We start from the raw sequence: 21,521 nt of genomic DNA on the forward strand, positions 1-21,521 counted from the left end.
ATGACGGTCATGGACACCGGCGAGGTCGGCCCGCGCACCCGTGCGGCGCTCGACCTCGCCGGTACCTACGTCTTCGGCACCGAGCCTGGCCACATCCCCGCCGTGCTCTTCGAGGCCTACGAAGCCAGCGAGTCCGATCGTGACCGCGCTCTCCTGGGTGCCGCTCTCGCGCGCCTGTGGGCCTATGCAGGTCAGCGCAACCGGGCGGCTCCCTTCGCCGTTGCGGCCGTCAAGCACGCCGAGGCCTCCGGTGATCCGATCGTCCTCGCCGATGCCCTCGACGCCGCGCTCGCGACCCACTGGGGGCCGGACGAGCTGGAGGTCCGGGTCGACCTCGCCCACAAGCTCGCCGACGCGGCCGCCCACCTCAGCGACGTCGACGCGCGCACGACGGCCCACCTGTGGCTGCTCACCGTGGCAGCCGAGACCCTCGACGTCTCCGAGCTGAATCGGCAGCTGCGAGCGCTCGAGCGGCTGGGGGAGGAGTCACGCCGGTCCCTGTTCTTCGCGGCGACTCGCCGCCTGATGCTCGACCTGATGCGCGGGCGCACCGACACGATCGAACCCCTGGTGTCGATGGCGGCAGGTACCGCCGACGAGCTGCCCGACGGGGAGCTCGCGTTGAGTGCGGCGATCGGCTACTCCGCCGTTCAGTCCGGTGACCGCAGCGACCCGGTGCTGGCTCGAGCGCGGGCCGGCGAGGAGATCGCCGAGCAGGAGGGCATCCGGGAGATCTTCGCCGAGATCGCCTGGATCTATCTCGGCCTCGGCTTGCCCGACGAGGCGCGCCGTCTGACCGCCCATTTCGACGCGAGGGTGCTGGCCCAGCTGCCTCGCGACCACAACTACCTGTTGGTGCTCCAGCTGCTGCTCGACGTGGCGCTGCGCACCGACCTCCTCGAGCTCGTCGAGACGGTCACGCCGCTGCTGATGCCCTACGCCGGTCGTGCGGTGATCAACTCCGGCGCGTTGGTCTTCCACGGGGTCACCGACGACACCCTCGCCCGCGCGTGTGAGCGGCTCGGGGATCACGAGCGGGGTGCGGCGCTGAGGGAGAAGGCGCTCGCGACCTACCGCCGGATCGGTGCGACCTGGTGGCGCGAGCGGCTGGAGGCGACCGGCGGAGCCGCGGCACCCGACGCCGTCCGGTCCACGACGATGACCCTGCGTCCGGGTCCCGCCGGGGTCTGGTTGGTCGGCCGGGGTGACCAGGAGACCGCAATTCCGGCTCGCCGCGGGCTCGAGCACCTCCACGCCCTCGTGTCGCGACCCGGTGTCGAGCTGGAGGCGCTGCGCCTGGCCGGCGGCGCCGAGACCGTCGACCAGGGCGGACTCGGTGAGGTCGTCGACGCACAGGCCCTGGCGTCGTACCGTCGCCGGCTCCAGGAGATCGACAGCGAACTCGACGAAGCCGACACCTGGGGCGACGCGTCCCGTGGCGAGGAGCTGACGGCCGAGCGCGAGGCGTTGCTCGCCGAGGTGTCTGCCGCGACCGGTCTCGGTGGCCGCGCACGGGTGACCGGCAGCGGCGCGGAACGGGCGCGGGTCACGGTGCGCAAGGCGATCGCCACGGCGCTCGATGCGATCCACGCCGCCGACCCGGTCGTGGCCCGGCACCTGACGACCTACGTCCGCACCGGACTCAGGTGCTGCTACGAGCCCGACCCGGAGAGTGCCGTCGACTGGCGGTTATGACCCGCTCTCGAGTCGCTGGAGGATCTCGCCGGCGAACTCCTGGGTCTTCGCGTTCGGGTCGGTGGCACGCAGATCGGCGACCGCCGCCGCGGACTCGACGGGCCACAGGCTGGTCGGCCACTCCTTCAGTGCATGGAGAGCCATGTTGCGGTTGCGCGTGACCGGGCTCCGGAGGCCGGTCATGACCAGGTCCTGGCCGACGCCTGGGTGGTCGCGGAGCGCCTGCAGCGTCCAGTCCAGCGCGCCGTGTGCTCGCCAGGGCTGGCCGAGGCCGAGCTCGTCGGCGGGGCCCGACGCAATCTCCTCGAGCGGGAGCAGATCGACAGCCAACTGAGCCAGTTCGGCGGCGCGGTCCGAGTCAGCCTGCTGCCACGCGCGGAACCACGACGACCCGAGTGGATCCGTCATGATCCGGCGCTTGTGGATCTCGTAGGTGTCGATGCCCCTGCGGCGTGCAGCCTCGTCGGCACGATGGAACTCACCAGAATCTGTGGAGAGCAACCCGACCGTGATCAGGTCGTCCCAGCGCGGGTCGGCCAGGATCGCATCGCACCACGCCTCGAACGCGGATCGGCGCGTCGCGGTCCAGCCCATCGCCGTCAGGTCGTCCCAGTCGTCCTGGTCCTCGAGGAAACCGTGAAGGGCCGTGACGGTCTGGAAGTCACCGATCGTCTCCGCGCGCGTGCGCATCAGCGACAGGTAGGCCTCGACCGCCTCGGCTCCCTGCTCGTAGTCGTGGAGGTCACGCGCTGGGCCGCCCATCACCAGGGCGCCGAGGATCTCGCCAGCGGCGGTCAGAAGCGATCGATCGGGTTCGACCGTCTGCAGCGCCGCGACAAGTCCCCCCGTCGTCGCAGCGATGTAGGCGAGGTACTCGTACATGATCGAGTTGCGGTAGCCCTCGCGAAGGATCCATCCGCGGATCGCTGGATCCTCGGTCGCGCTGAGCGCCTCGACACACTGGATCCGACCCCAGCCGTCGACGATCGCGGCGAGTGCCCACAACTCTGAGTCGGGGTCGACGAGACCGTTCTTCAGCGCGACGGCGGCGTAGAGCGTGAATTCATCGTGGGCACCGAGGACCCGCACCACGTCGACGTCGCGTTCGAGGCCCGAGACACCGAGCAGGGCGATGCCCACCTTGACAGCACCGCGATCGGTTGCGGTGGTGGCGAGCCAGCGGCCCACGTCGTGGAGCTGGTGGCGCTGGGGCTTCGCGGCGACGACGCGCTCGATCGTCGGGTCGAGTACCGCGAGCACGTCGGCATCGTCGATGGCCCGGTACAGCCGTCGCAGCCGCGCCTTGGTCGGTCGGCCGCAGGCCTTGACCACGAGCTCGGCGATCGAGCCTGCCTGGCGCGTCGCCTGACCGGCGCCGGCGTGGTGGCCCATGACGCCGTCCATGGCGCCCGGCGCCCAGGAGATGGCTCCCGGTGTGGGTCGCTCGTCGGGTAGCGAGAGCCCGTCGGGAAGTCGTCCGACCTCGTCGGACTGGCTGCGGAGGAATGCGTAGATCGACACCCCGTCCGGAGTCCAGGTCGGCTCAGTCACGGCCGAACGATCTCACGGCCTGCCCCACTCGGCCTCGCTACCTGCGAGGAGAACCGCGCCGCCATCAAGGGCAGGAGCGGTACGACAGCGAGGGGCACCAGGAACATCCACCTGTTGCCGGCGACCTCGGCCACCAGCGCGATGGTGAACGCGGCCAACAGATAACCGGCGTAGTTGGCGAGGTTGACCCGGGCGATGGCTGTGGCGCCACCCTCGACGTCGTGGTGGGCAGCCGCGACGTAGGAGAGCGGCGGCACCAGCGCGAGCCCACCGCCGAGCAGGCCGAAGCCGACGTAGACGACGGCGAGGTTCGGTGCCCACACGATCAGGGCGGCAGCGCAGGTGCTGGCGATCCCGCAGACGCGGATGACGCGGACCGCGCCGTGGTGCGCGACGAGGCGGTCGCCGACCAACCGCACCAGCAGCAGGACGAGCTGGTAGGCGGCATAGGCGATCGGCGCGGCGCTCGCGGCGACGTCGAGTCCGTCGGTGAGGTAGATCCCGCTCCACACCGACGTGGCCGAGTCGGCGAGCCACATCGCTGTCGTCGGTACGGCGAGCAGCACGATCGGCAGCCACGGCACGTGGTGCGCGGGGCGATCGGCAGTGGTGACGGCTGGCTCGTCGATCGGGGCGTGCTGGAGCAGCGCACCGAGCAGCGCGACGTTGACCGCGAGGCCGATGAGCGAGACCAGCGCCATCGACAGGAACAGCCCGAGGTCGAGCTCGAGAGTGACCGATGCGAGGACTGCGCCGAGGACGGCGGCCCCGCTCCACATGGCGTGGAAGCCGGTCATGATCGGCCGTCCGTAGGCGTCCTGCACGGCGACGCCCTGCATGTTCATCGCCGCGTCGACCGCGCCGAGGAAGACGCCGTAGACGCAGGTCGCGAGCACGAGCGTCGCGACGTCGGGCATCAGCGAGGGCAGGACGACCGTCACTGACGCGAGTGCCGACGCGTGACGGAGCGCTGCCGCGCTGCCGCGCCTTCCGGCGTAGAGGCCGGCGAGCAGCGAGCCCAGGCCCGATGCCACGGCCACCGCCGCGAGGAGCAGCAGGATGTGCGCGTCCTCGAGTCCGAAGTCGTCCTTGACCTCGGGCAGCCGCGTCGCGAGCGAGGCGAACGTGAACCCCTGGATCGAGAAGGCCCCGAGGGCGGCACGGCGCGCCGCGCGCGGGGGAGTGCTCATCGCCCGGCCGGGCCGAGGACGCGGTCGAGGTAGGGGTTGGCGAAGACGCCGTTCGGGTCCAGCCGGTCGCGCAGCGCGACGAAGTCGGCGAACCGCGGGTAGCGCTCGGCGAGGTCGGCAGCTGCCATGTCGTGCATCTTGCCCCAGTGCGGGCGTCCGCCGGCGGCAGCGAGGATGTCGAAGCAGGCGGCGAAGAAGCGCTCGTGCGGCATCCGGTGGTACTGGTGGAAGGCGATGTAGGCGACGTCGCGCTCATGGGCGGGGGAGAGCCACATGTCGTCGCTCCGGCCGTAGCGGACCTCGAACGGGAAGGCGACGAACTCCTCGTGCTTCTCGATCCACGCCTTGAGCTCACGGAGCGTCGGCACCAGCGCGGGACGCGGGACGGCGTACTCACCCTCCCGGAACCGCACGTTGCGATGGGACGCGAAGACTTTGAACGACAGGTCGGTGAAGGTCCGGTCCGACACTGCCCGGGTGATGAGGCGGTTGTGGGTCGGCACCCGAGACGGGTAACGCGCGCCGACCCGGCACAGCGCTTCGAGCCCCACGTTGGTGATCAGCTTGTCGTCGACCTCGCGGCTCCACCAACCGAGTGGTGCCAGCGACGCGTCGCCGGGCAGCCGGGTGAACGTCCGGGTCAGCGCGGTGTCGGTCCACGGGAACCAGAAGAACTCGAAGTGGTCGTGGGCGCCGGCGAGCTCATGGGTGCGGTCGAGGACCTCGGTCAGGGGCATCGCAGCGTCCCGCACCTCGAGGGCGAACAGTGGAACGGTTTGCAGCGTCACCTTGGTGATCACACCCAACGCCCCCAGCCCGACGCGGGCGGCGGCGAACAGGTCGGGCTGCTCGGTGGGGGAGCAGGTCACCACGGAACCGTCGGCGAGCGCGAGCTCGAGCGCGCGGACCTGGTGGGAGATCGAGCGGAACTCGGTGCCGGAGCCGTGCGTGCCCGTCGAGATCGCACCGGCGATCGTCTGGCGGTCGATGTCGCCGAGGATCTCCATGGCGAGGTCGTGCTCGGCGAGCAGGGGATTGAGGCGGTGCAGCGCGATGCCCGCCTCGACGGTGACCAGGCCGGTCGCCGGGTCGACCTCGAGCACCCGGTCGAGGGCGTCGAGGCGCATCTGGACGCCCGGGGCGACGGCTGCACCCGTGAAGGAGTGTCCGGAGCCGACCGCCTTGACCGCGAGGCCGTCGCTGATGGCGGACTTGATCAACCCAGCGACCTCGTCGGTGCTGGCCGGTGACTCGATGCGGACAGGGGTGGCGGTCTCGGTGCGCGCCCAATTGGTCCAGGTCACGTCGGCTCCTCTCGTGTCGTCCCAGGATGAGGCGTGAAGTCCTATCAGGTCAAGTGACCTGGACATCTGTCCTGGAAGGAGTCATGCTGGATCCATGACGACGAAGACGTTGCCCTCGTTGGCCGCCGTCCGGCCCGGGCAGGCAGCGGCAGACGTCCTGGACCGGGCGGCGGCGCACCTCGATCCGCCCTTCGCCGTCCTGGACCTCGGCGCGCTGCGCGCCAACGCCGACGACCTCGTGGTGCGGGCGTCGGGCAAGCCGATCCGGGTCGCCTCCAAGTCCGTGCGCTGCAGGTGGGTGATCGACGAAGTCCTTCGCGTGCCTGGCTACGCCGGCGTCCTCGCCCTCACGCTGCCCGAAGCCCTCTGGCTCGCGGAGACCGTCGACGACGTGGTCGTCGGCTATCCGACGGCCGACCGCTCGGCTCTGAAGAACCTGGCGGCCGACGAACGCCTCGCGGCGCGGGTGACGCTGATGGTCGACTCGATCGAGTCGCTCGACTTCCTGCGCGTCCACCTCCCGCCAGCGGCCGCGCCGGTGCGGATCTGCCTCGAGCTCGATGCAGCGCTCCGGTTGGGACGCCTCCACCTCGGGGCGCGGCGCTCGCCGACCCACGACGCGGGTGCTCTGGGGGCCCTCGCTGGCGAGGTCGCCCGCGACGCACGATTCCGGCTGGTCGGGGTCATGGGCTACGAGGGCCAGATCGCCGGGCTGGGGGACGACGGGCCCGACCGGCTGCGCCGCCTACCGACGCGCCTGGTGCAGGCTGCCTCGGCCTGGGAGCTGGCCCGGCGGCGTGCCGCGGCCGTTGCGGCGGTGCGGTCCGTGGCCGACCTCGAGTTCGTCAACGGCGGCGGGACCGGATCGATCGAGCGCACGGTCAGCGAGGACGCGGTCACCGAGGTCGCGGCCGGCTCGGGACTCTATGGTCCGACGCTCTTCGACAACTACCGGGCCTTCCAACCGGCCCCGGCGGCGTACTTCGCCACTGCCGTCGTCCGTCGGCCCGCCCCGGGCATGGTCACGGTGCAGGGAGGCGGCTGGATCGCATCGGGCCCGCCCGGCGCTGACCGTCAGCCCGTCCCCGTGTGGCCCGAGGGCTTGTCGCTGCTGCCGGCCGAGGGTGCCGGCGAAGCGCAAACGCCGCTCGCGGGTGGTGCCGTCGCCGACGGTCTCGCGCTCGGTGACCGGGTGTGGTGGCGCCACGCCAAGGCCGGCGAGCTGTGCGAGCGTGTCGCGTCGTTGGCGCTCGTCGCCGACGGCAACGTGGTCGGCACGGTCCCTACCTACCGGGGCGAAGGGCACGCGTTCCTCTGAGTCGCATCCGGGAGTGACCACTCTCGCCGTTCTCCGGCGCGAACGGTGGCGGCTCACCTAGCGTGTCCAGCCTGATCGTCGTACCTCGGGAGCCGCCTTGCTGACCCCTCGCCGGACCGTCCGCCTTCTGGCGCTGTCGCTCGCCGCCAGCGGGCTCTCGCTCGCGGCGCCGGCGTCGGCCGAACCGCCGGTGACCGTCGACGACCACGTGGCGATGAGCGAGGGGGAGTCCCGCCCGGTCGACGTGCTCCGCAACGACTCCGACCCCGACGGCGACGAAGACCTGACCGTGTGTCGCCTCGCGCCGCGCCCCGACGACGCGCCGTACTGGGTGTATTTCGACGAGGACCGAGGGGTACTGCGGGTCGGGATCGACACCGATGCACCCGACGAGATCACGATCACCTACTTCGCCTGCGACTACGAGTCGATGGTGCCGGGGACCCTCACCATCTCGATCACCCACCTCAAGAACGTCCGCGTCGTGAAGGCGGCCAGGCCGGGGCGGATCCGGATCACGAACCCCAACGACGGCCGCGTGACGTTCTACTGGGGCAACTTCCTCATCGAGCAGATCGATGGCGTCACGAGGGTCGATCCACTCGCGTCGAAGGTGGTGCGGGTCCGGGGTCGGCGCGTCGACTGGTATGCCGAAATGCGGGGCGGGATCGAGGTCGGTTCGGGGTCGGTCTTCCGGATCGAGCAGCCGGGTCAGTAGGTTCGATCTCATGGATGCAGATTGGCGGGCCGAGACGGTCGACAAGGTGCGCAGCCTCATCGAGGAGGCCGTACCCGACGTCGTGGAAGAGGCGAAGTGGCGCAAGGCGTCCAACCCCGACGGGGTGCCGACCTTCTCCGCCGACGGCCTGATCTGCACGGTCGAGACCTACAAGGACAAGGTCAAGGTCACGATGGCCAAGGGCGCCTCCGTCCCGGACCCGACCGGCCTCTACAACTCCAGCCTCGACGGCGGCACCCGCCGCGCGATCGACATCTTCGAGGGGGAGAAGCTCGATGACGACGCGTTCGTCGCGCTCTTCCGCTCGGCTGTGGCGGTGAACCGGTCATGACCGACGAGGCGCGACACAGCGCAGCAGAGCTCGAGGCGTTCGCGGACGAGCGCGAGCGGCTCCGTCAGCTGCACCTGCGGCCCCTGGGGCAGCGGCCGCCGTCGACGGCCCGGGGCGTGCACCACACCGCCCTGATCAGCAGCGACGTCGAGCGCACGATCGCCTTCTACCAGGACCTGCTCGGCTTCCCGCTGACCGAGCTGATCGAGAACCGCGACTACCCGGGCTCGACGCACTTCTTTTTCGACATCGGCAACCAGAACCTGCTCGCCTTCTTCGACTTCCCGCGTCTCGGGGTAGGTCCTTATGCGGAGGTCCTCGGCGGGCTCCACCACATGGCGATCTCCGTCGAACCTTCGAAGTGGGACGCGATCGTCGCCCGCCTCACCGCGGCAGGTGTCGACCACGTGATCCACAGCGAGGTGTCGGTCTACTTCCAGGACCCCGACGGCGCCCGCATCGAGCTCATCGCCGACCCGTTGGGGGAGATGTACGGCACCCAGGTGCTGTGATCCCTCAGGTGATCGTGATGCCGCCGTCGACCGCGATGGTCTGACCGGTCACGTAGCCACCTGCGTCGGAGGCGAGGAAGATGACCGCCGCGGCGAGCTCGCGCGGGTCGCCCTTGCGACCGGCGGGCACGCGGGGCATGAGGGACTCGAGATAACCCGGCGGGTACTGCTCGGTCATCTCGGATGCGAAGAAGCCCGGCGCGATCGAGTTGACCCGGATGCCCTTGCGGCCGGTCCACTGCTGGGCCAGGTCGCGGGTCATGCCGATCAGGCCGGCCTTCGACGCGGCGTAGGCGGCCTGCGGGAGTCCGGCGGTCGTGATGCCGAGGATCGAGGAGATGTTGATGATGCTCGAGCCCGGCTGCATCACGCGACCGCAGGCCTGTGCCATCCAGTAGCAACCGTTGAGGTTGATGTCGATGACCTGGCGGAACTGCTCGGGGGTCTCGTGGGTGGCGGGCACGGCGGTGCCGACGCCGGCGTTGTTGACGAGGATGTCGACCCGGCCGAACTCCTCCATCGCCGCCGTGACGAGGGCGGTGCAGGCGTCGGGGTCGGCGACATCGGTCGCGACCGAGACGCTGCGGCGACCGGCGTCCTCGATGAGCTTGGCCGTGTCGGCGAGCCGGTCGACCCGGCGGGCGCCGAGGGCGACGTCGGCGCCTGCTTCGGCCAGCGCCTGGGCGAAGGCCACGCCGAGGCCGGAGGAAGCGCCGGTCAGTACGGCGACCTTCCCGTCGAGACGGAACATCTGGTCGATCGTCATGGCAGTGATCGTAGGGGCGTGGACGGTTCGACCTCCGGCGGGTCCCGACGCGAACGTGACAGAAGAAACAGTCACGACTGACTGTTTGTGGTTAGGGTGGGCGGCATGACGTACGACGAGCGGCCCGTGGCCGATGCGGTGGCAGGCCACGACCGACAGGTCCGCGCGCAGGTGCTGGTCGCAGCCGATCCCGATCGGGTGCGCGCGCTCCTCGGTGACCTGGGTCAGCTGCCCGCCTGGATGGAGATGCATGCCGGGTGGCGTGGCACCCCGCCCGCGGCCGCGGTCGAGGGCCTCACGTTCGTCGAGCAGGTCAAGATCATGGGCATCCCGGCGGAGGTCGCCTGGACCGTCGATCGCGCCGACGCCGAGGGGATCACGATCACGGGCGAGGGTCCGATGGGCATCGTCTTGGTGATGAGCTTCGCGCTCGACCCGGCCGAGGGCGGCACCGCGGTGACGCTCGACTGCGGGCTCAGCGGCGACCCGGTCCGTGGCCCCATGGGTGGATCGGTGTCCACCAGCATCGGCGAGGCACTGGAGGCTTCGCTCGCCGCACTCGCCCGGCTCGCGACGACCGAGGTCGATGCGAGCGCCCGGGCTGCCGCCGGGATCGTCCACCACGCATCGGGCGCGGTCCTGGACCCGCGGACCCCGGTCATCGTCGGAGCCGGCCAGGTCGTCCAGCGGGTGCCCGACCCGACCAAGGACCCGGTCGAGCTGGCTGTGGAGGCACTGCGCGCGGCCGAGGCCGACGCGGGTGGCGCTGGTCTGCTCAGCGGGGCCGACGCCGTCTACGCCGTCGCCACCACGTCGTGGACCTACCGCGACCAGGCGGCCCTCGTCGCCGAACGTGTGGGCGCCCAGCCCCAGGAGACCATTCAGTCGGCCCGCTTCGGGGGCGACGCCGGACAGGCCCTCATCAACGCCGCCGGTCAGGCGATCGCCGACGGTGACGCGTCGGTGGTCCTCGTGTGCGGCGCCGAGGCGGGCGCCACCCTGGCGGCTGCTCAGAAGTCGGGCATCGAGGTCACGTGGCCGCAGCAGGCGGCGGACGTGACGCCGACCCGCGTGCTCGGGAGCGAGCGCGAGGCCAACAACCAGGCGGAGGCCGACGCTGGCCTCGGAGCGCCCGTCTACACCTACGGGCTGATCGAGTCGGCGCTGCGGGCCCGATCGGGCGCGAGCATCGCCGAGCATCAGGCGACGATCACCGAGCTCTGGGCGGGGTTGTCGCAGATCGCTGCCGACAACCCCTACGCCTGGCAGCCCACCGCGATGACGGCAGAAGAGCTGGCCGACACCGGCGACAGCAACCGGCTGGTCTCGGCGCCGTACTCCAAGCTGCTGTGCGCCAACCTCCAGGTCGACCTCGCGAGCGGCCTGATCATGACCAGCGCCGCGGCGGCGGAGGCGGCCGGCGTACCCCAGGAGAAGTGGGTCTTCCTGCACGCCGGTGCGGCGGCCTACGACGAGTGGTTCGTCTCGGAGCGCGGCGACCTCACCGCGTCACCGGCGATCCGCGCGATCGGCAAGGCGGCGCTCGCGGAAGCCGGCCTCCAGATCGACCAGGTCAAGCACGTCGACCTCTACTCCTGCTTCCCGTCGGCCGTGCAGATCGCAGCGCACGAGCTCGGGCTTCCCGTCGGCGACCCGGCGCGGCCGCTCTCGGTCACTGGCGGCCTGACCTTCGCCGGCGGGCCCGGCAACAACTACGGCGGCCACGCGGTCGCCACCTTGGTGCAGCGGCTCCGCGACGACCCGGACAGCTATGGCCTGTCGACCTCGCTGGGCTGGTACCTCACCAAGCACGCCCTCGGCATCTACTCCGCGACGCCGCCCGCCCACCCCTACCGGGCGCTCGCGCCGGTCGTCCCGCCGGAGCCGACCCGTCGCGCCCTGGTCGGCTACCAGGGCCCCGCGACCATCGAGGCCGCGACCGTCCAGTACGACCGCGACGGCCAGCCGGTCGCGGCCATCGTCAGCGGGGTCACGCCCGACGGTGCCCGCGCGCTCGTCCGGACCAAGGACGCCTCGGTCGCCGTCGAGCTCGCCAGCGCCGATCCGATCGGGTGGCAGGTGACGGTCGCCGGTTCGGACGTCACCATCGAGGACCGCGATCGGCACGAGGTGCCGCCGTGTCCCGAGCCGACGGTCCTCGTCGAGGATCGCGGCCAGGTGCGGGTGATCACCCTCAACCGACCCGCCCGCCGCAACGCCATCGACCTGGCCACGGCGCAGCTCCTCGAGAAGGTCATCGACGCCTTCGAGGACGACGACTCCGTCCGGGTCGCCGTGCTCACGGGCGCCGGCGGCACGTTCTGCGCCGGCATGGACCTGAAGGCAGCGGCGATGGGGGAGTTCGCGATCACCGAACGGCGCGGACCCCTCGGCATCGCCGCGCAGCCGATCAGCAAGCCCGTGATCGCCGCGGTCGAGGGTCACGCGCTGGCTGGCGGCTGCGAGCTCGCGCTCGTCGCCGACCTCATCGTCGCGTCGTCGGACTCCCAGTTCGGCATCCCGGAGGTCAAGCGCGGCCTGGTCGCGGCTGCGGGCGGCGTGCTGCGGCTGAGCCAGCGGCTGCCGCGCAACGTGGCGGTCGAGCTCGCGCTGACGGGCGACCCGATGCCCGCGGCGCGGATGGCCGAGCTCGGGCTCGTCAACCGGATCGCCGAACCGGGGAAGGTCCTCGACGCCGCACTCGACCTCGCGCAGCAGATCGTGATCAACGCACCGATCTCGGTCGCGGTCAGTCGGGAGATCATCGAGCAGGCGCCGGGGTGGAGCCGTGAGGAGGAGTTCCAGCGCCAGCTCGACCTCGCCACGCGTGCCGTCTTGTCCGAGGACGCCACCGAGGGCGTCGTCGCCTTCGCCGAGCACCGCCAACCCGTGTGGAAGGGCCGCTAGATTCGCCACGTGCGCCGAACGATCCAGGGGATGCTCGTCATCGCGGTCATCCTCGACATCACCTACTGGTCCCTGTGGTTCGTCGATCGTGACTCCATCGCGAGCGAGCACAACCAGGCCTACTACGACTTCGAGAACGCCTTCCCGTTGGCCGACCTCTGGCTCGGCATCGCCTGCGCAGCCGCTCTGGTGACCCTCGCGCGACGGCAGCCGGCCGCGCTCTTCTGGTTGCTCTGCTCCGGGTCGGCGGCGCTCTACCTCGGCTGCATGGACCTCCTCTACGACCTCGAGCACGGCATCTTCGCGAAGGGATTCGGCGGCGCGTTCGAGGCCGCGATCGTCGTGGTCACCTGGATCTTCGCCCTGACGGTGCTGCGCTGGTCGTGGCGCAACCGGGCCGCTCTCCTCAGCGGTGCCGCGTAGGGCAGGGTGGGGGCATGCAGTGGATCCAGAAGCCGTCAGCGGCCGCGCGCGACTACGGCAAGATCCAGCCCGAGCTCCAGGAGGCGACCGATCGGTTCGTCGACCTGGTCACCTCCGTCCTCGACGAGGCGGGCATCAACTACCTGACCGTCAGTGGCCGGGCCAAGTCGGTGGCGTCGTTCGCGGCGAAGGCGGCCAGGGAGGTCGGCGGCCGGCCGGTCTACCCCGATCCGCTGCGTGACATCACCGACCAGATCGGCCTGCGCGTCATCACCTACGTGCACAGCGACGTCCAGGCGGTCGCCGACCTGCTCGCCGACCAGGTCGTCGTCCACGACGACCGCGACCTCGGCCGGGAGACGGCGGGGGAGGGCCGCTTCGGCTACGCGAGCCGGCACCTGCTCGTCGGTCTCGATCCCTCCAAGGAGGGGCAGGCGGGCTTCGAGTCGCTCGTCGGGCGGCAGGCGCAGATCCAGATCCGGACGGTTCTCCAACACGCGTGGGCGGAGTTCGAGCACGACATCCGCTACAAGGGCTCGATCCCCGACGAGCACGCCTCCGACTTCGACCGCCGGTTCACGCTCGCCGCCGGTCTGCTCGAGCTCGCTGATCGCGAGTTCTCCACGATCCGCGACCGGCTGCGCGCACGCGGCGCCGGCGACGCGGCGCCGACCGAGCCCGACGACGACCCCCGCATCACGCCGCGCGAGCTGGCCGCCTTCTTGGCCGGGCAGTACGCCGACTCCGACTGGTCCCGCACCGACCACTACGCGTGGATCTCGGCACTGGTCCTCGAGCTCGGGATCGGCTCGCTCACCGAGCTGGGCGACGTCGTACGGTCGATCGACGCGGAGGCGCTGAAGGCCGCGATGGACTACCGCTACCCGCCCGGCGCCGTACGCCGCCTGGACGACGCGCTGCTCTGGGCCTACGGCGACACCTACGTCGATCTGTTGGGCAACGCCCACCGCAGCGATGCGTTGCGCGCCCGGTTGGCGAAGATGCGGGGCTGACGCCCGGCCTCGGGGGCAATACCCTCGATCTACCTCTCAGCTCCAGGGGTGCAACGTGACCCAGCCGTCTCACCAGGGTCTCGGGGCCGGGCCGCCCAGGTCCGGGGGTGGGGCGCGCCTCGCCGTGGGTGTCGTCGCAGCGGTGCTCTCCGCGTTCCTTCTCGTCGCGGCGATCCTGCTGGCCGGGACGGCCGGGGACTCTGATCCTGACCCCCGTCCGGACGCGACGCCGTCGAGCCCGTTGGCCACGGGGGACGGGCCGAACACGCTCGACGACCTCAAGCGGCGGTGCGGAGGGGCCCTGAAGGATGTCGACACGGCGATCGTGCGGTTCGACGACCAGGTCTCGCTGGAGGTCGGCGACCAATATCGCTTCACCGTCTCGCTCAGCGCTCCCGGAGCACCGTCATCTGTTGGCCCGAAGCAGGACGGGGTCGGCGTCAAGTGCCACGTCCAGACCCGCCTCTCCGTCGGCGACGGGACGGTGACGATCTCGCCCGCCGGGTGGCGCGAGCTCAACTACAGCCCCTCCGAGCCGACGACCTGGACATGGATCGTGACGGGCAAGGAAGCGGGGACGGCCGAAGCGACGCTGGAGATCTTCCCCGTGGCTCGACTGTCCGTCTCGGAACCCGAGGAGGAAGCGATCGAGACGAACTCCTACGACGTCACCTTCGCCGTTGCGGGCTCCGCCAGCGAGCGCGCGAGCGATGTGGGTCGCTGGCTGCTCGCTGCTGGCAGCACGGTGGGTGCGGTCCTCGCGGCCATTGCCTCCTACCTGACCATCCGCGCCCAACGCCGGGACCAGGCATCAGTGCGCGGTGTCACAGGCGCCGGTCATTGACCGCGACGAACGCGAACCTCGATAGTTTCAGCGAACATGTGTTCACTAATTCGGGAGGGTGAATGACCACGTCTGTCTTCGTCACGGGAGCGGCGGCCGGGATCGGCCGCGCCACGGTGCAGCGACTGCTCGAGGAGGGCTATCGGGTCGGCGCCTACGACGTCGACGTCGCCGGCCTGGGTTCACTGGCCGAGGAGCACGGCGCGGCCGTGGCCGACGGCCTGCTCGTCACCGGACGCCTCGACGTGACCGATGCCGACGAGTGGGCGGCCCGCCTGGCCGAGTTCACCGCGTCGAGCGGCGGCGCGCTCGACGTCCTCATCAACAACGCCGGCATCTTGTCGTCCGGCCCGTTCGAGGACATCCCGCTCGCAAAGCAGCGGCTGATGGTCGACGTCAACGTCGGGGGCGTCCTCAACGGTTGCCACACCGCTCACCCCTACCTCGTCGCTTCCGGGCAGGCCCAGGTGATCAACCTCTGCTCGGCGTCGGCCATCTACGGGCAGGCCGAGCTCGCCACCTACTCGGCGACGAAGTTCGCCGTGCGGGGCCTGACGGAGGCACTCGACCTCGAGTGGCGCGCCCAGGGCATCCGGCTGACGGCGCTGTGGCCGCTCTTCGTCAACACGGGCATGGTCGACGGCATGGACATCGGTAGCAGCCGGTCGCTCGGGGTCCGCCTAACCGCGCCTGACGTCGCCGACGCGATCCTGGCTGCCATCACGGCGCCGCGTCGCCGACTGCCGCGGGGCGTGCACCGGGCTGTCGGTCGCCAGGCCAAGACGATGCTGGCCGCCAGCGACATGGCGCCCGGGTGGGTGCTGCGCGCGGTCAACGCCCGCGTCGCCTCGCACTGATCGGCCGCACGCTGGCTGAGCCGGTCGCTAGCGGAACCGCAGCGGCAGGCTCGCGTGGCGTCGGACGAAGAGACTCGGCACCCATGCGGGTGGGCGGTCCGGGTCGAGGCTGATCCACTCCGTGCGGTCAAGTAGCACGCGTAGCGTGGCCGTTGCCTCCATCCGCGCGAGCGAGGAGCCGACGCAGAAGTGCACGCCCTTGCCGAACGCGAGGTGCTGCCGGATCCCCTCGCGGTCCAGGTCGAGCAGCTCGGGGTCGGCGAACCGCTCCGGGTCGCGGTTGGCGGACCCCCAGAGCAGCAGGAGCGTGCTCCCGGCCGGGATCGCCGTGCCGCCGAGGCTGGTGTCGTGCACCGCGTGGCGGTAGTGCCCGCGGAAGGGTGACTCGAGCCGGAGGCACTCGTCGAGGTAGCGGTCGAGCAGCTCGGACTCACGCCGCAGTCGCTCCTGCAGCGCGTCGTCCTCGGCGAGCTTGCGGGCCGCCGTCGCGATCAGCCCGGCGGTCGACTCACCTCCTGCTCCGACCAGCTGCAGCAAGATGAGTACGGCGGTCGCCGACTCCAGTTCGCCGGAGATACACGACCGCGCCAGGGTGCCGAGCAGGTCGTCCTGCGGCTCGCGGATCGCCTCGCCCATCTGTTGGTCGAGATAGGTGTAGAGCTCGATCGACGCCAGGGCCAGCGCGTCGACCCGGTCGGCCGGAACCAGGCCGCCGAGGAGCTCGGTGCTGTCGTAGGCCCAGGAAAGGAGCTGCGGCAGGTCCTCGTCGGGCAGCCCGATCAGCTGCGCGACCATCGCGAGAGGAAGTCGGTCCGCGACGGCCTCGACCCAGTCGATGCTGCCGTCGGTGGCGTAGGTCTGCCACAGCTGGCCGGCAAGGTCGTCGACAGCCGCGGTCAGTGCCCGGATCCGCTTGCCGAGGGTCTGCAGGACCAACGTGCGGTGCTGCTTGTGCGCGGCGCCGTCTGCGGTCGCCAAGACGTGCTCCAGCGTGCCGTGGCCGTCCATGTTGAGCGAGCCGACGGTGCCGCCGTCGCTGACCATCACCTCCACCAGGTGGGAGGAGAAGTCCTCGGTCCGCGCCGACGCCTCCTCGACGAGGTCCCACGTCGAGACCAGGTAGAGGTCGCTGTCGGGCACGCGGAAGACGGGCGCCGTGGTGCGCAGTGCGGTGAAGAGCTCGTAGGGATCCCGCACGTGGGCGGGGGAGAGCAGGTCGTCGATCGACGGCGTCGGCAGCATGGGTCCTCCTGTCGCCGACGATGATCCGGGAGTCCGGACGGCCGCGACAAGGCCCTGGCATGAAGTGGGACTCACGTGGGCTCCGCGTACGTTCCACCGTCTCATATCAGCATCCGTTGACGCTCAGAAACGATCTCGACCAGACTGACGACCGTCTCATAGTGAGACGAATTGAAACGGGAGGATCGAGCGTGGTGACCGAGGCAAAAGACTGGCTGACCGGCGGCAGTCGGCGCGATGCTGCCGAGACCCGGATCCGCGCGGCCGCCCGCAGCCTGCTGGTCGACCGAGGTGTCGACAGCTTCACGGCCGACGCGGTCGCGCGCCGGGCCGGCTGCTCGCGCGCGACGCTCTACCGGATCACCGGCGGTTCGAAGGCGCTCCTCGATGCGGTGGTCGCGGACGCGTCGGTGAGCGTGCTCGGGCAGATCGAGGCGCGCACCACGGGACTGGACGGCGCGGCCCGCGTGGTGGAGGCGGTCCTCGCGGCCGTGGATGCCATCCGGGCAGATGCCGCCCTCCGGGAGTGGCTGGCGCATCGTCGTACTGCTGGAGCCGACGACTACTTCGGCTCGTCGACGGCGATGGCCCAGACTGCGCAGTTGCTCGGTGGCGTCGAGGCTGACGGGCCGCTCGCCGGTCCGTGGTTGGTGCGGGTCGTCCTCAGCCTGGTCACCTGGCCGCTCGCTGACGCCAACGACGAGCGAGACCTGGTCGAGCGTTTCGTGCTGCCGGCCTTCAGGCCTGAAGGGTGACGGATGCACCGGGGTCGACCCACCGCACCCGGTCGGCGTGCGGTGATGCGGCGATGACCGGCTCGGCGGCGTCGCGGTCCTGCTGGAAGTGCGACCAGCCTTCGTAGTGGACGGGCACGACGTGGGTCGGCTGCACCAGGTCGATCAGCTCGGCGCCCTCGCGGGCGTCCATCGTGTAGCGGAACCAGCCGGACAGGTAGCGGAACCGGACCGACCCGAGGTGCATCAGCATCGTGCCGACCTTCAACCGGGACGGCACCTCGCGCAGCGCCGGGTAGAGCACGGTGTCGCCGGTGACCCAGAGCTCGCCGTGCTCCTGTCCGGCCCACGCGAGCGAGAAACCGACGACGGGGCCGGTGATCGGATCGCTGCCGACAGGACCGTGCCGGCAGGGCGTGGCCGTGACGGTGATCGTCTCCTTGCCGGGTGCCTCGAGCGTCGTGGTCTCCCACGCGGCCAGGCCACGGCAGTGCGCGCCGAGCTTGGCGGCTGCTTTCTTCGTGGTGAGCGTCGTGCCCCACGTCGGGAGCAGCGCAGCGGCCGAGGGGTCGAGGTTGTCGCCGTGGTGGTGATGGCTCACCAGCACGGCGTCGATCGGGCCGAGGTCGGCAGCGGCGATCGACGGGCCGACGAGCTTGCGCGACGTCGTGCCCCACCCGAAGAAGTAACGCTTGCCCGGCGGGTCGAACGTGGGATCGCTGAGGATCCGCCAGCCGCCGAACTCGAGGAGAGCGGTCGGCCCGCCGATGTGCGTGATGGTCACCTCGGTCATGCCGAGGAACCTACAAGGATCAGGCGTTGGCCGTGAGGGCGCTGACGACCTTCTTCTGGACGTCGATCGCGAGATCGAGCAGCTCGTTGGCGGTGGCCGTCACCTGGTCGACGACGTCGCTGGGAGCCGGCACGAGGTCGGCCACCTTCTCGAACGCGGGAGCCTTGTCCTTCACGGCGTCGCGGGCAGCGTCGACGATCGAGTCGGCCGCGCCGACGGCCTTGGCTACGAAGTCCTGACCCTTGCTGGTCAGGTCGGAAATGTCAGGCATGGGAGGCTCCTGGTCGCGCTGGATGTGCTGCTACAAGGTGACCATCCCAGTACCCCTCGCCTCAAGTGCTCGACAGCGTGCTTCCCCTCACATGCTCACGCCGACCGCGTAATCGCGAAGAGCGAGACGGCGCCGGACTTGCCCTTGAGCTCGATCGCCGGACGCTCCACGACCTGCATGTCCGTGGCGTCGAGGAGGTCGCAGGTGCGTGCCGAGACGAGGATCGTGTCGCCCGTCTGCCGCGTCGCGGACTCGATCCGCGCAGCCACGTTGACCGGGTCGCCGATCACGGAGAACTCGAACCGACCGGCGCCGCCCACGTTGCCGGCGACGACGGTGCCGGTGTTGACGCCGATCCCGATGGACAGCGATCCGGCGAACTCGGCCTCCGCTGCGTCCGCGATGGCCAGCGCCGCGGCGACCGCGGCGTCGGCATGGTTGTCGAGCCGGCGAGGTGCGCCGAAGACCGCGAGCAGGCCGTCGCCGACGAACTTGTCGACGTGGCCGCCGTGCTCGCGGATGGCGGGCACCGCGCGCTCGAAGAGCCGGTTGATCGTGCTGACGACCTCAGGTGCGGTCGTCTGCTCGGCGAAGCCGGTGAAGTTGCGGATGTCGACGAAGAGCATCGACAGCTCGAGCTCCTCGCCGGCCAGGTCGGTCCCTTCGCGCAGGACGTGCTCGGCGATGGCCGGGTCGACGTAGGTGCCGAAGGCTGCACGGATCCGTTCGCGCTCCTCCAAGCCGGAGACCATCTCGTTGAAGCCGAGCTGGAGGCGACCGATCTCGGTGCCGTCGTAGACGGGGACTCGCGCCGCCAGGTCGCCTCGGTGGACCCGTGCCATCGCGGCAGCGACGCCGACCACCGGGTCGGCGGTCGCGCGAGCGGCAAGGGTGACGGACCGCAGGCCGACGACCAGCGAGGTCCCGGTGAGGACGACCGTCGCGACGGCGAGCTCGGTGCGCGTCACCTCCGAGGGCAGCAAGGTCCGCACCGCCAGGATGAGCAGTCCCGCGACCGGGATGCCGCTGCCGAGAGCCCAGGCGAGGACGCCTCGTACGGCGACACCCCGCCCACCTTCGAGGTCGCTCGGCTCCGCGCCCACCATCGCCCGCGCGGCCACTTGTCGGGTCAGCCGTTCGACGAGGAGGTAGGCGAGCGAGGCGGTCGTCAGACCGGTGAGGGCGACGATGAGTCCCACCCAGAGACCGCGCTCGGCGCCGAGGGTCGCGACGAAGGTCCCGAACGCGACGGCGCCTCCCAACCAGAGGGTGAGCTGGAGCCGGAAGAGCCTCAACGGCATCCCGAGGATGCTGGCCCGCACCGCCGGGGAGGCCGGTCCGCCGGTGGCCAGCCACGCGATGATCTCCTGCTGGCCGCGGATGCCGACCACCACGCCGATCGCCACGGCCACGACGACGTAGGCGGCTGCAGCGAGCACGTAGGAGAAGGGGGAGACGTCGTCGACCTCGGGCAGCGGGATGACCACCAGGGTGAGCGCGAGCACCATGGCGGCGCCCACGACGTTGGCGACGACGACGACCGTTGCGATGACGGCACGCGCGAGCCGGGCCCGCCCGGGGGTGTCGATGCCTTCGCTGATGGAGTCGGCCCTGAGCAGCGTCGACAGCTCGTCCAGCAGTCCGGCGCGACCAGTCATGGCTCGCACCGTATCGCCGCGCCGTCCTAAGAGGTGGGCGCCACCGCGTAGAGCGGCCAGGTGCCGTCGAGGCCACGGAGCTCGTGCTCGCCGCGAGGGGAGAACTCGAAGTCGTCGCCGGTCACCAGGTCGACCAGCACCTCGGAGGTGAGGACCTCGTTGGCGTGCGCCATGTCGCGCACCCGCGCCGCGGCGTGGACGGCCACTCCGCTGATGTCGCCGTCCTCCCGGATGGCGATGGGGCCCGAGTGGACGCCGGAGCGGAGCAGCAGGCCGAGCGAGGCTGCCCGCTCGCTCAGCTCGTAGGCGCACTGCAGAGCCCGCGTCGGTCGGTCGAACGTCGCGAGCGTGCCGTCCCCGGTGGCCTTGATGAACCGCCCGTCGTGGTTCTCGACGGCGTCATGGGCCACGGCGTCGTAGGCGTCGATCATCTGCCGCCACCGGTGGTCGCCCATCTCGACGGCGGCTTGCGTTGATTCGACGATGTCGGTGAAGAGCACGGTGGAGAAGACGCGGTTGTCGGGCTGGCTGGCTGGCGCACGACCGAGGAAGGCGCCGATCCGCTCGGTGCTCTCCTGCATGTTCTGCGCCCAGATCGGCGCATCGCCCCCGGGCACGGTGGCGAGCTCGGCGCCGGGGATGAGGCTCGCGAGCGCCTCTCCCTGCTCGATGGGCACGGTGAAGTACTCCTTACGGTGCAGCACGAGTGTCGGGCAGTGGACCTCGGGCAGCACCGCCCGGGAGTCCATGTTGAGGACCCGGCGCATGCTCTGCGCGAACTCGCCGGGGGAGCAGGCCGAGCGCTGGAAGCGGGCGTACCAGCGGCAGAACGGAGCATCGGACACGAGGCTCGGCGCAACGATCGCGACGGAGCTCTCGGAGCCCCAGGTGTCCTGGAGGACCTGCACGACGAAGTCGGCGGTCTCGGCAGTGTGGCCGGGGTAGTCGTCGTCCGCGAGGAACCGCGCGGTGGTGTTGAACAGGACGAGGCCGACGATCAGCTCGGGGTGCGTCGCGGCGAAGAGCATCGCTGCCGGGCCGGCGTCGTTGGTGGCGATGACCACCGCGCGCGTGCTCGACGTTGCCTCGAGCACGGCGGCGAGGTCGTCGGCCCAGGTCTCCCACGTTGGCTCGACGTCGTGCGGCACCGCGTCGGACACTCCCGTGCCGCGTCGGTCGAACCGGATGACCCTTCCGTAGGCCATCAGCTCCTCGATGTAGCGCCGGTAGCGCGGCTGCTCCATCGTCACGTCGAGGTGGCTGGAGAGCCCTGCGGCGTAGACGATGTCGAGGTCGCCGGTGCCGTGCACTGCGAACCCGACCCGCGCGGAGCCCACGGTCGTGAACTCGACGTCGCCGTCCATGCCTTCAGG

At 70.8% G+C, this 21,521-nt stretch carries 20 protein-coding genes; 11 read left to right on the forward strand and 9 right to left on the reverse strand.

Annotation, left to right across the window (positions count from 1 at the left end; all coding sequences use genetic code 11):
- Positions 1-9 precede the first annotated feature (9 nt).
- Positions 10-1,695 (forward strand): hypothetical protein, encoded by a 1,686-nt coding sequence (locus F0U44_RS17040; RefSeq protein ID WP_149729562.1) that lies wholly within the window; start codon positions 10-12, stop codon positions 1,693-1,695.
- Here F0U44_RS17040 and F0U44_RS17045 read toward each other — a convergent pair.
- Genes F0U44_RS17045 through F0U44_RS17055 form a run of 3 tightly spaced genes read right to left on the reverse strand, consistent with a single transcriptional unit; the run spans position 1,690 to position 5,740 of the window.
- Positions 1,690-3,246 (reverse strand): hypothetical protein, encoded by a 1,557-nt coding sequence (locus F0U44_RS17045; RefSeq protein WP_149729563.1) that lies wholly within the window; start codon positions 3,244-3,246, stop codon positions 1,690-1,692. The two genes, F0U44_RS17040 and F0U44_RS17045, sit on opposite strands and share 6 nt — an antisense overlap.
- Positions 3,243-4,436 carry an MFS transporter gene (locus F0U44_RS17050; RefSeq protein ID WP_149729564.1) on the reverse strand — a complete coding sequence of 398 codons (1,194 nt, stop codon included), beginning with the start codon at positions 4,434-4,436 and terminating at the stop codon, positions 3,243-3,245. Before F0U44_RS17050 ends, F0U44_RS17045 begins: the two co-directional genes overlap by 4 nt.
- Entirely contained in the window at positions 4,433-5,740 is a 1,308-nt protein-coding gene (locus F0U44_RS17055) for a D-arabinono-1,4-lactone oxidase (protein WP_246160582.1), read from the reverse strand. The genes F0U44_RS17050 and F0U44_RS17055 overlap by 4 nt, the downstream gene beginning before the upstream one ends.
- A gap of 94 nt (positions 5,741-5,834) precedes the next feature.
- On the opposite strand from F0U44_RS17055, the gene F0U44_RS17060 reads away from it, so the two are divergent.
- From F0U44_RS17060 to F0U44_RS17075, 4 genes are all read left to right on the forward strand, one after another.
- A complete protein-coding gene (locus F0U44_RS17060) occupies positions 5,835-7,058 on the forward strand; it encodes an alanine racemase (protein WP_149729566.1) in 1,224 nt (407 codons plus the stop codon).
- Positions 7,059-7,155: 97 nt separating this feature from the next.
- Positions 7,156-7,776: an Ig-like domain-containing protein gene (locus F0U44_RS17065; protein WP_149729567.1), complete on the forward strand. Its 621-nt coding sequence runs from the start codon at positions 7,156-7,158 to the stop codon at positions 7,774-7,776.
- A gap of 10 nt (positions 7,777-7,786) precedes the next feature.
- On the forward strand, positions 7,787-8,128 hold the full coding sequence (locus F0U44_RS17070; protein ID WP_149729568.1) for a DUF1801 domain-containing protein: 342 nt from the start codon (positions 7,787-7,789) through the stop codon (positions 8,126-8,128).
- Positions 8,125-8,640, forward strand: a complete 516-nt coding sequence (locus F0U44_RS17075; RefSeq protein WP_149729569.1) for a VOC family protein — start codon at positions 8,125-8,127, stop codon at positions 8,638-8,640. The genes F0U44_RS17070 and F0U44_RS17075 overlap by 4 nt, the downstream gene beginning before the upstream one ends.
- 4 nt (positions 8,641-8,644) lie before the next feature.
- Here F0U44_RS17075 and F0U44_RS17080 read toward each other — a convergent pair whose 3' ends face one another.
- Positions 8,645-9,406: an SDR family NAD(P)-dependent oxidoreductase gene (locus F0U44_RS17080; RefSeq protein ID WP_149729570.1), complete on the reverse strand. Its 762-nt coding sequence runs from the start codon at positions 9,404-9,406 to the stop codon at positions 8,645-8,647.
- Positions 9,407-9,511: 105 nt separating this feature from the next.
- On the opposite strand from F0U44_RS17080, the gene F0U44_RS17085 reads away from it, so the two are divergent.
- The 5 genes from F0U44_RS17085 to F0U44_RS17105 all read left to right on the forward strand — a co-directional run bounded on the left by F0U44_RS17085 (position 9,512) and on the right by F0U44_RS17105 (position 15,450).
- Positions 9,512-12,313, forward strand: a complete 2,802-nt coding sequence (locus F0U44_RS17085; protein WP_149729571.1) for a type II toxin-antitoxin system Rv0910 family toxin — start codon at positions 9,512-9,514, stop codon at positions 12,311-12,313.
- Positions 12,314-12,322: 9 nt separating this feature from the next.
- The gene (locus F0U44_RS17090) at positions 12,323-12,736 is read left to right on the forward strand and encodes a hypothetical protein (protein WP_149729572.1); all 414 of its coding nucleotides are present in this window, start codon (positions 12,323-12,325) and stop codon (positions 12,734-12,736) included.
- A gap of 14 nt (positions 12,737-12,750) precedes the next feature.
- Positions 12,751-13,749: a GTP pyrophosphokinase gene (locus F0U44_RS17095; RefSeq protein ID WP_149729573.1), complete on the forward strand. Its 999-nt coding sequence runs from the start codon at positions 12,751-12,753 to the stop codon at positions 13,747-13,749.
- Between the two features lie 55 nt (positions 13,750-13,804).
- Entirely contained in the window at positions 13,805-14,593 is a 789-nt protein-coding gene (locus tag F0U44_RS17100; RefSeq protein ID WP_149729574.1) for a hypothetical protein, read from the forward strand.
- Between the two features lie 62 nt (positions 14,594-14,655).
- Positions 14,656-15,450 carry an SDR family oxidoreductase gene (locus tag F0U44_RS17105; RefSeq protein WP_149729575.1) on the forward strand — a complete coding sequence of 265 codons (795 nt, stop codon included), beginning with the start codon at positions 14,656-14,658 and terminating at the stop codon, positions 15,448-15,450.
- A 27-nt stretch (positions 15,451-15,477) separates the two neighbouring features.
- Here the strand turns inward: F0U44_RS17105 and F0U44_RS17110 are convergent, their stop codons facing one another.
- Positions 15,478-16,692, reverse strand: coding sequence for a cytochrome P450 (locus F0U44_RS17110; RefSeq protein ID WP_149729576.1), 1,215 nt, complete (start codon positions 16,690-16,692; stop codon positions 15,478-15,480).
- Between the two features lie 194 nt (positions 16,693-16,886).
- Here F0U44_RS17110 and F0U44_RS17115 point away from each other — a divergent pair, with 194 nt between their 5' ends.
- Positions 16,887-17,447 (forward strand): TetR/AcrR family transcriptional regulator, encoded by a 561-nt coding sequence (locus F0U44_RS17115; protein WP_223163730.1) that lies wholly within the window; start codon positions 16,887-16,889, stop codon positions 17,445-17,447.
- Here the strand turns inward: F0U44_RS17115 and F0U44_RS17120 are convergent.
- The 4 genes from F0U44_RS17120 to F0U44_RS17135 form a co-directional block, all read right to left on the reverse strand.
- Entirely contained in the window at positions 17,431-18,219 is a 789-nt protein-coding gene (locus F0U44_RS17120; protein WP_149729578.1) for an MBL fold metallo-hydrolase, read from the reverse strand. The genes F0U44_RS17115 and F0U44_RS17120 overlap by 17 nt on opposite strands.
- Before the next feature lie 19 nt (positions 18,220-18,238).
- On the reverse strand, positions 18,239-18,490 hold the full coding sequence (locus F0U44_RS17125) for a hypothetical protein (RefSeq protein ID WP_149729579.1): 252 nt from the start codon (positions 18,488-18,490) through the stop codon (positions 18,239-18,241).
- A gap of 95 nt (positions 18,491-18,585) precedes the next feature.
- Positions 18,586-20,148, reverse strand: a complete 1,563-nt coding sequence (locus tag F0U44_RS17130; protein ID WP_149729580.1) for an adenylate/guanylate cyclase domain-containing protein — start codon at positions 20,146-20,148, stop codon at positions 18,586-18,588.
- Positions 20,149-20,174: 26 nt separating this feature from the next.
- Positions 20,175-21,512, reverse strand: coding sequence for an adenylate/guanylate cyclase domain-containing protein (locus tag F0U44_RS17135; RefSeq protein ID WP_149729581.1), 1,338 nt, complete (start codon positions 21,510-21,512; stop codon positions 20,175-20,177).
- Positions 21,513-21,521 lie beyond the last annotated feature (9 nt).

Origin of the sequence: Nocardioides humilatus (genome assembly GCF_008373755.1) — a bacterium.
GTDB lineage: Bacteria > Actinomycetota > Actinomycetes > Propionibacteriales > Nocardioidaceae > Nocardioides > Nocardioides humilatus.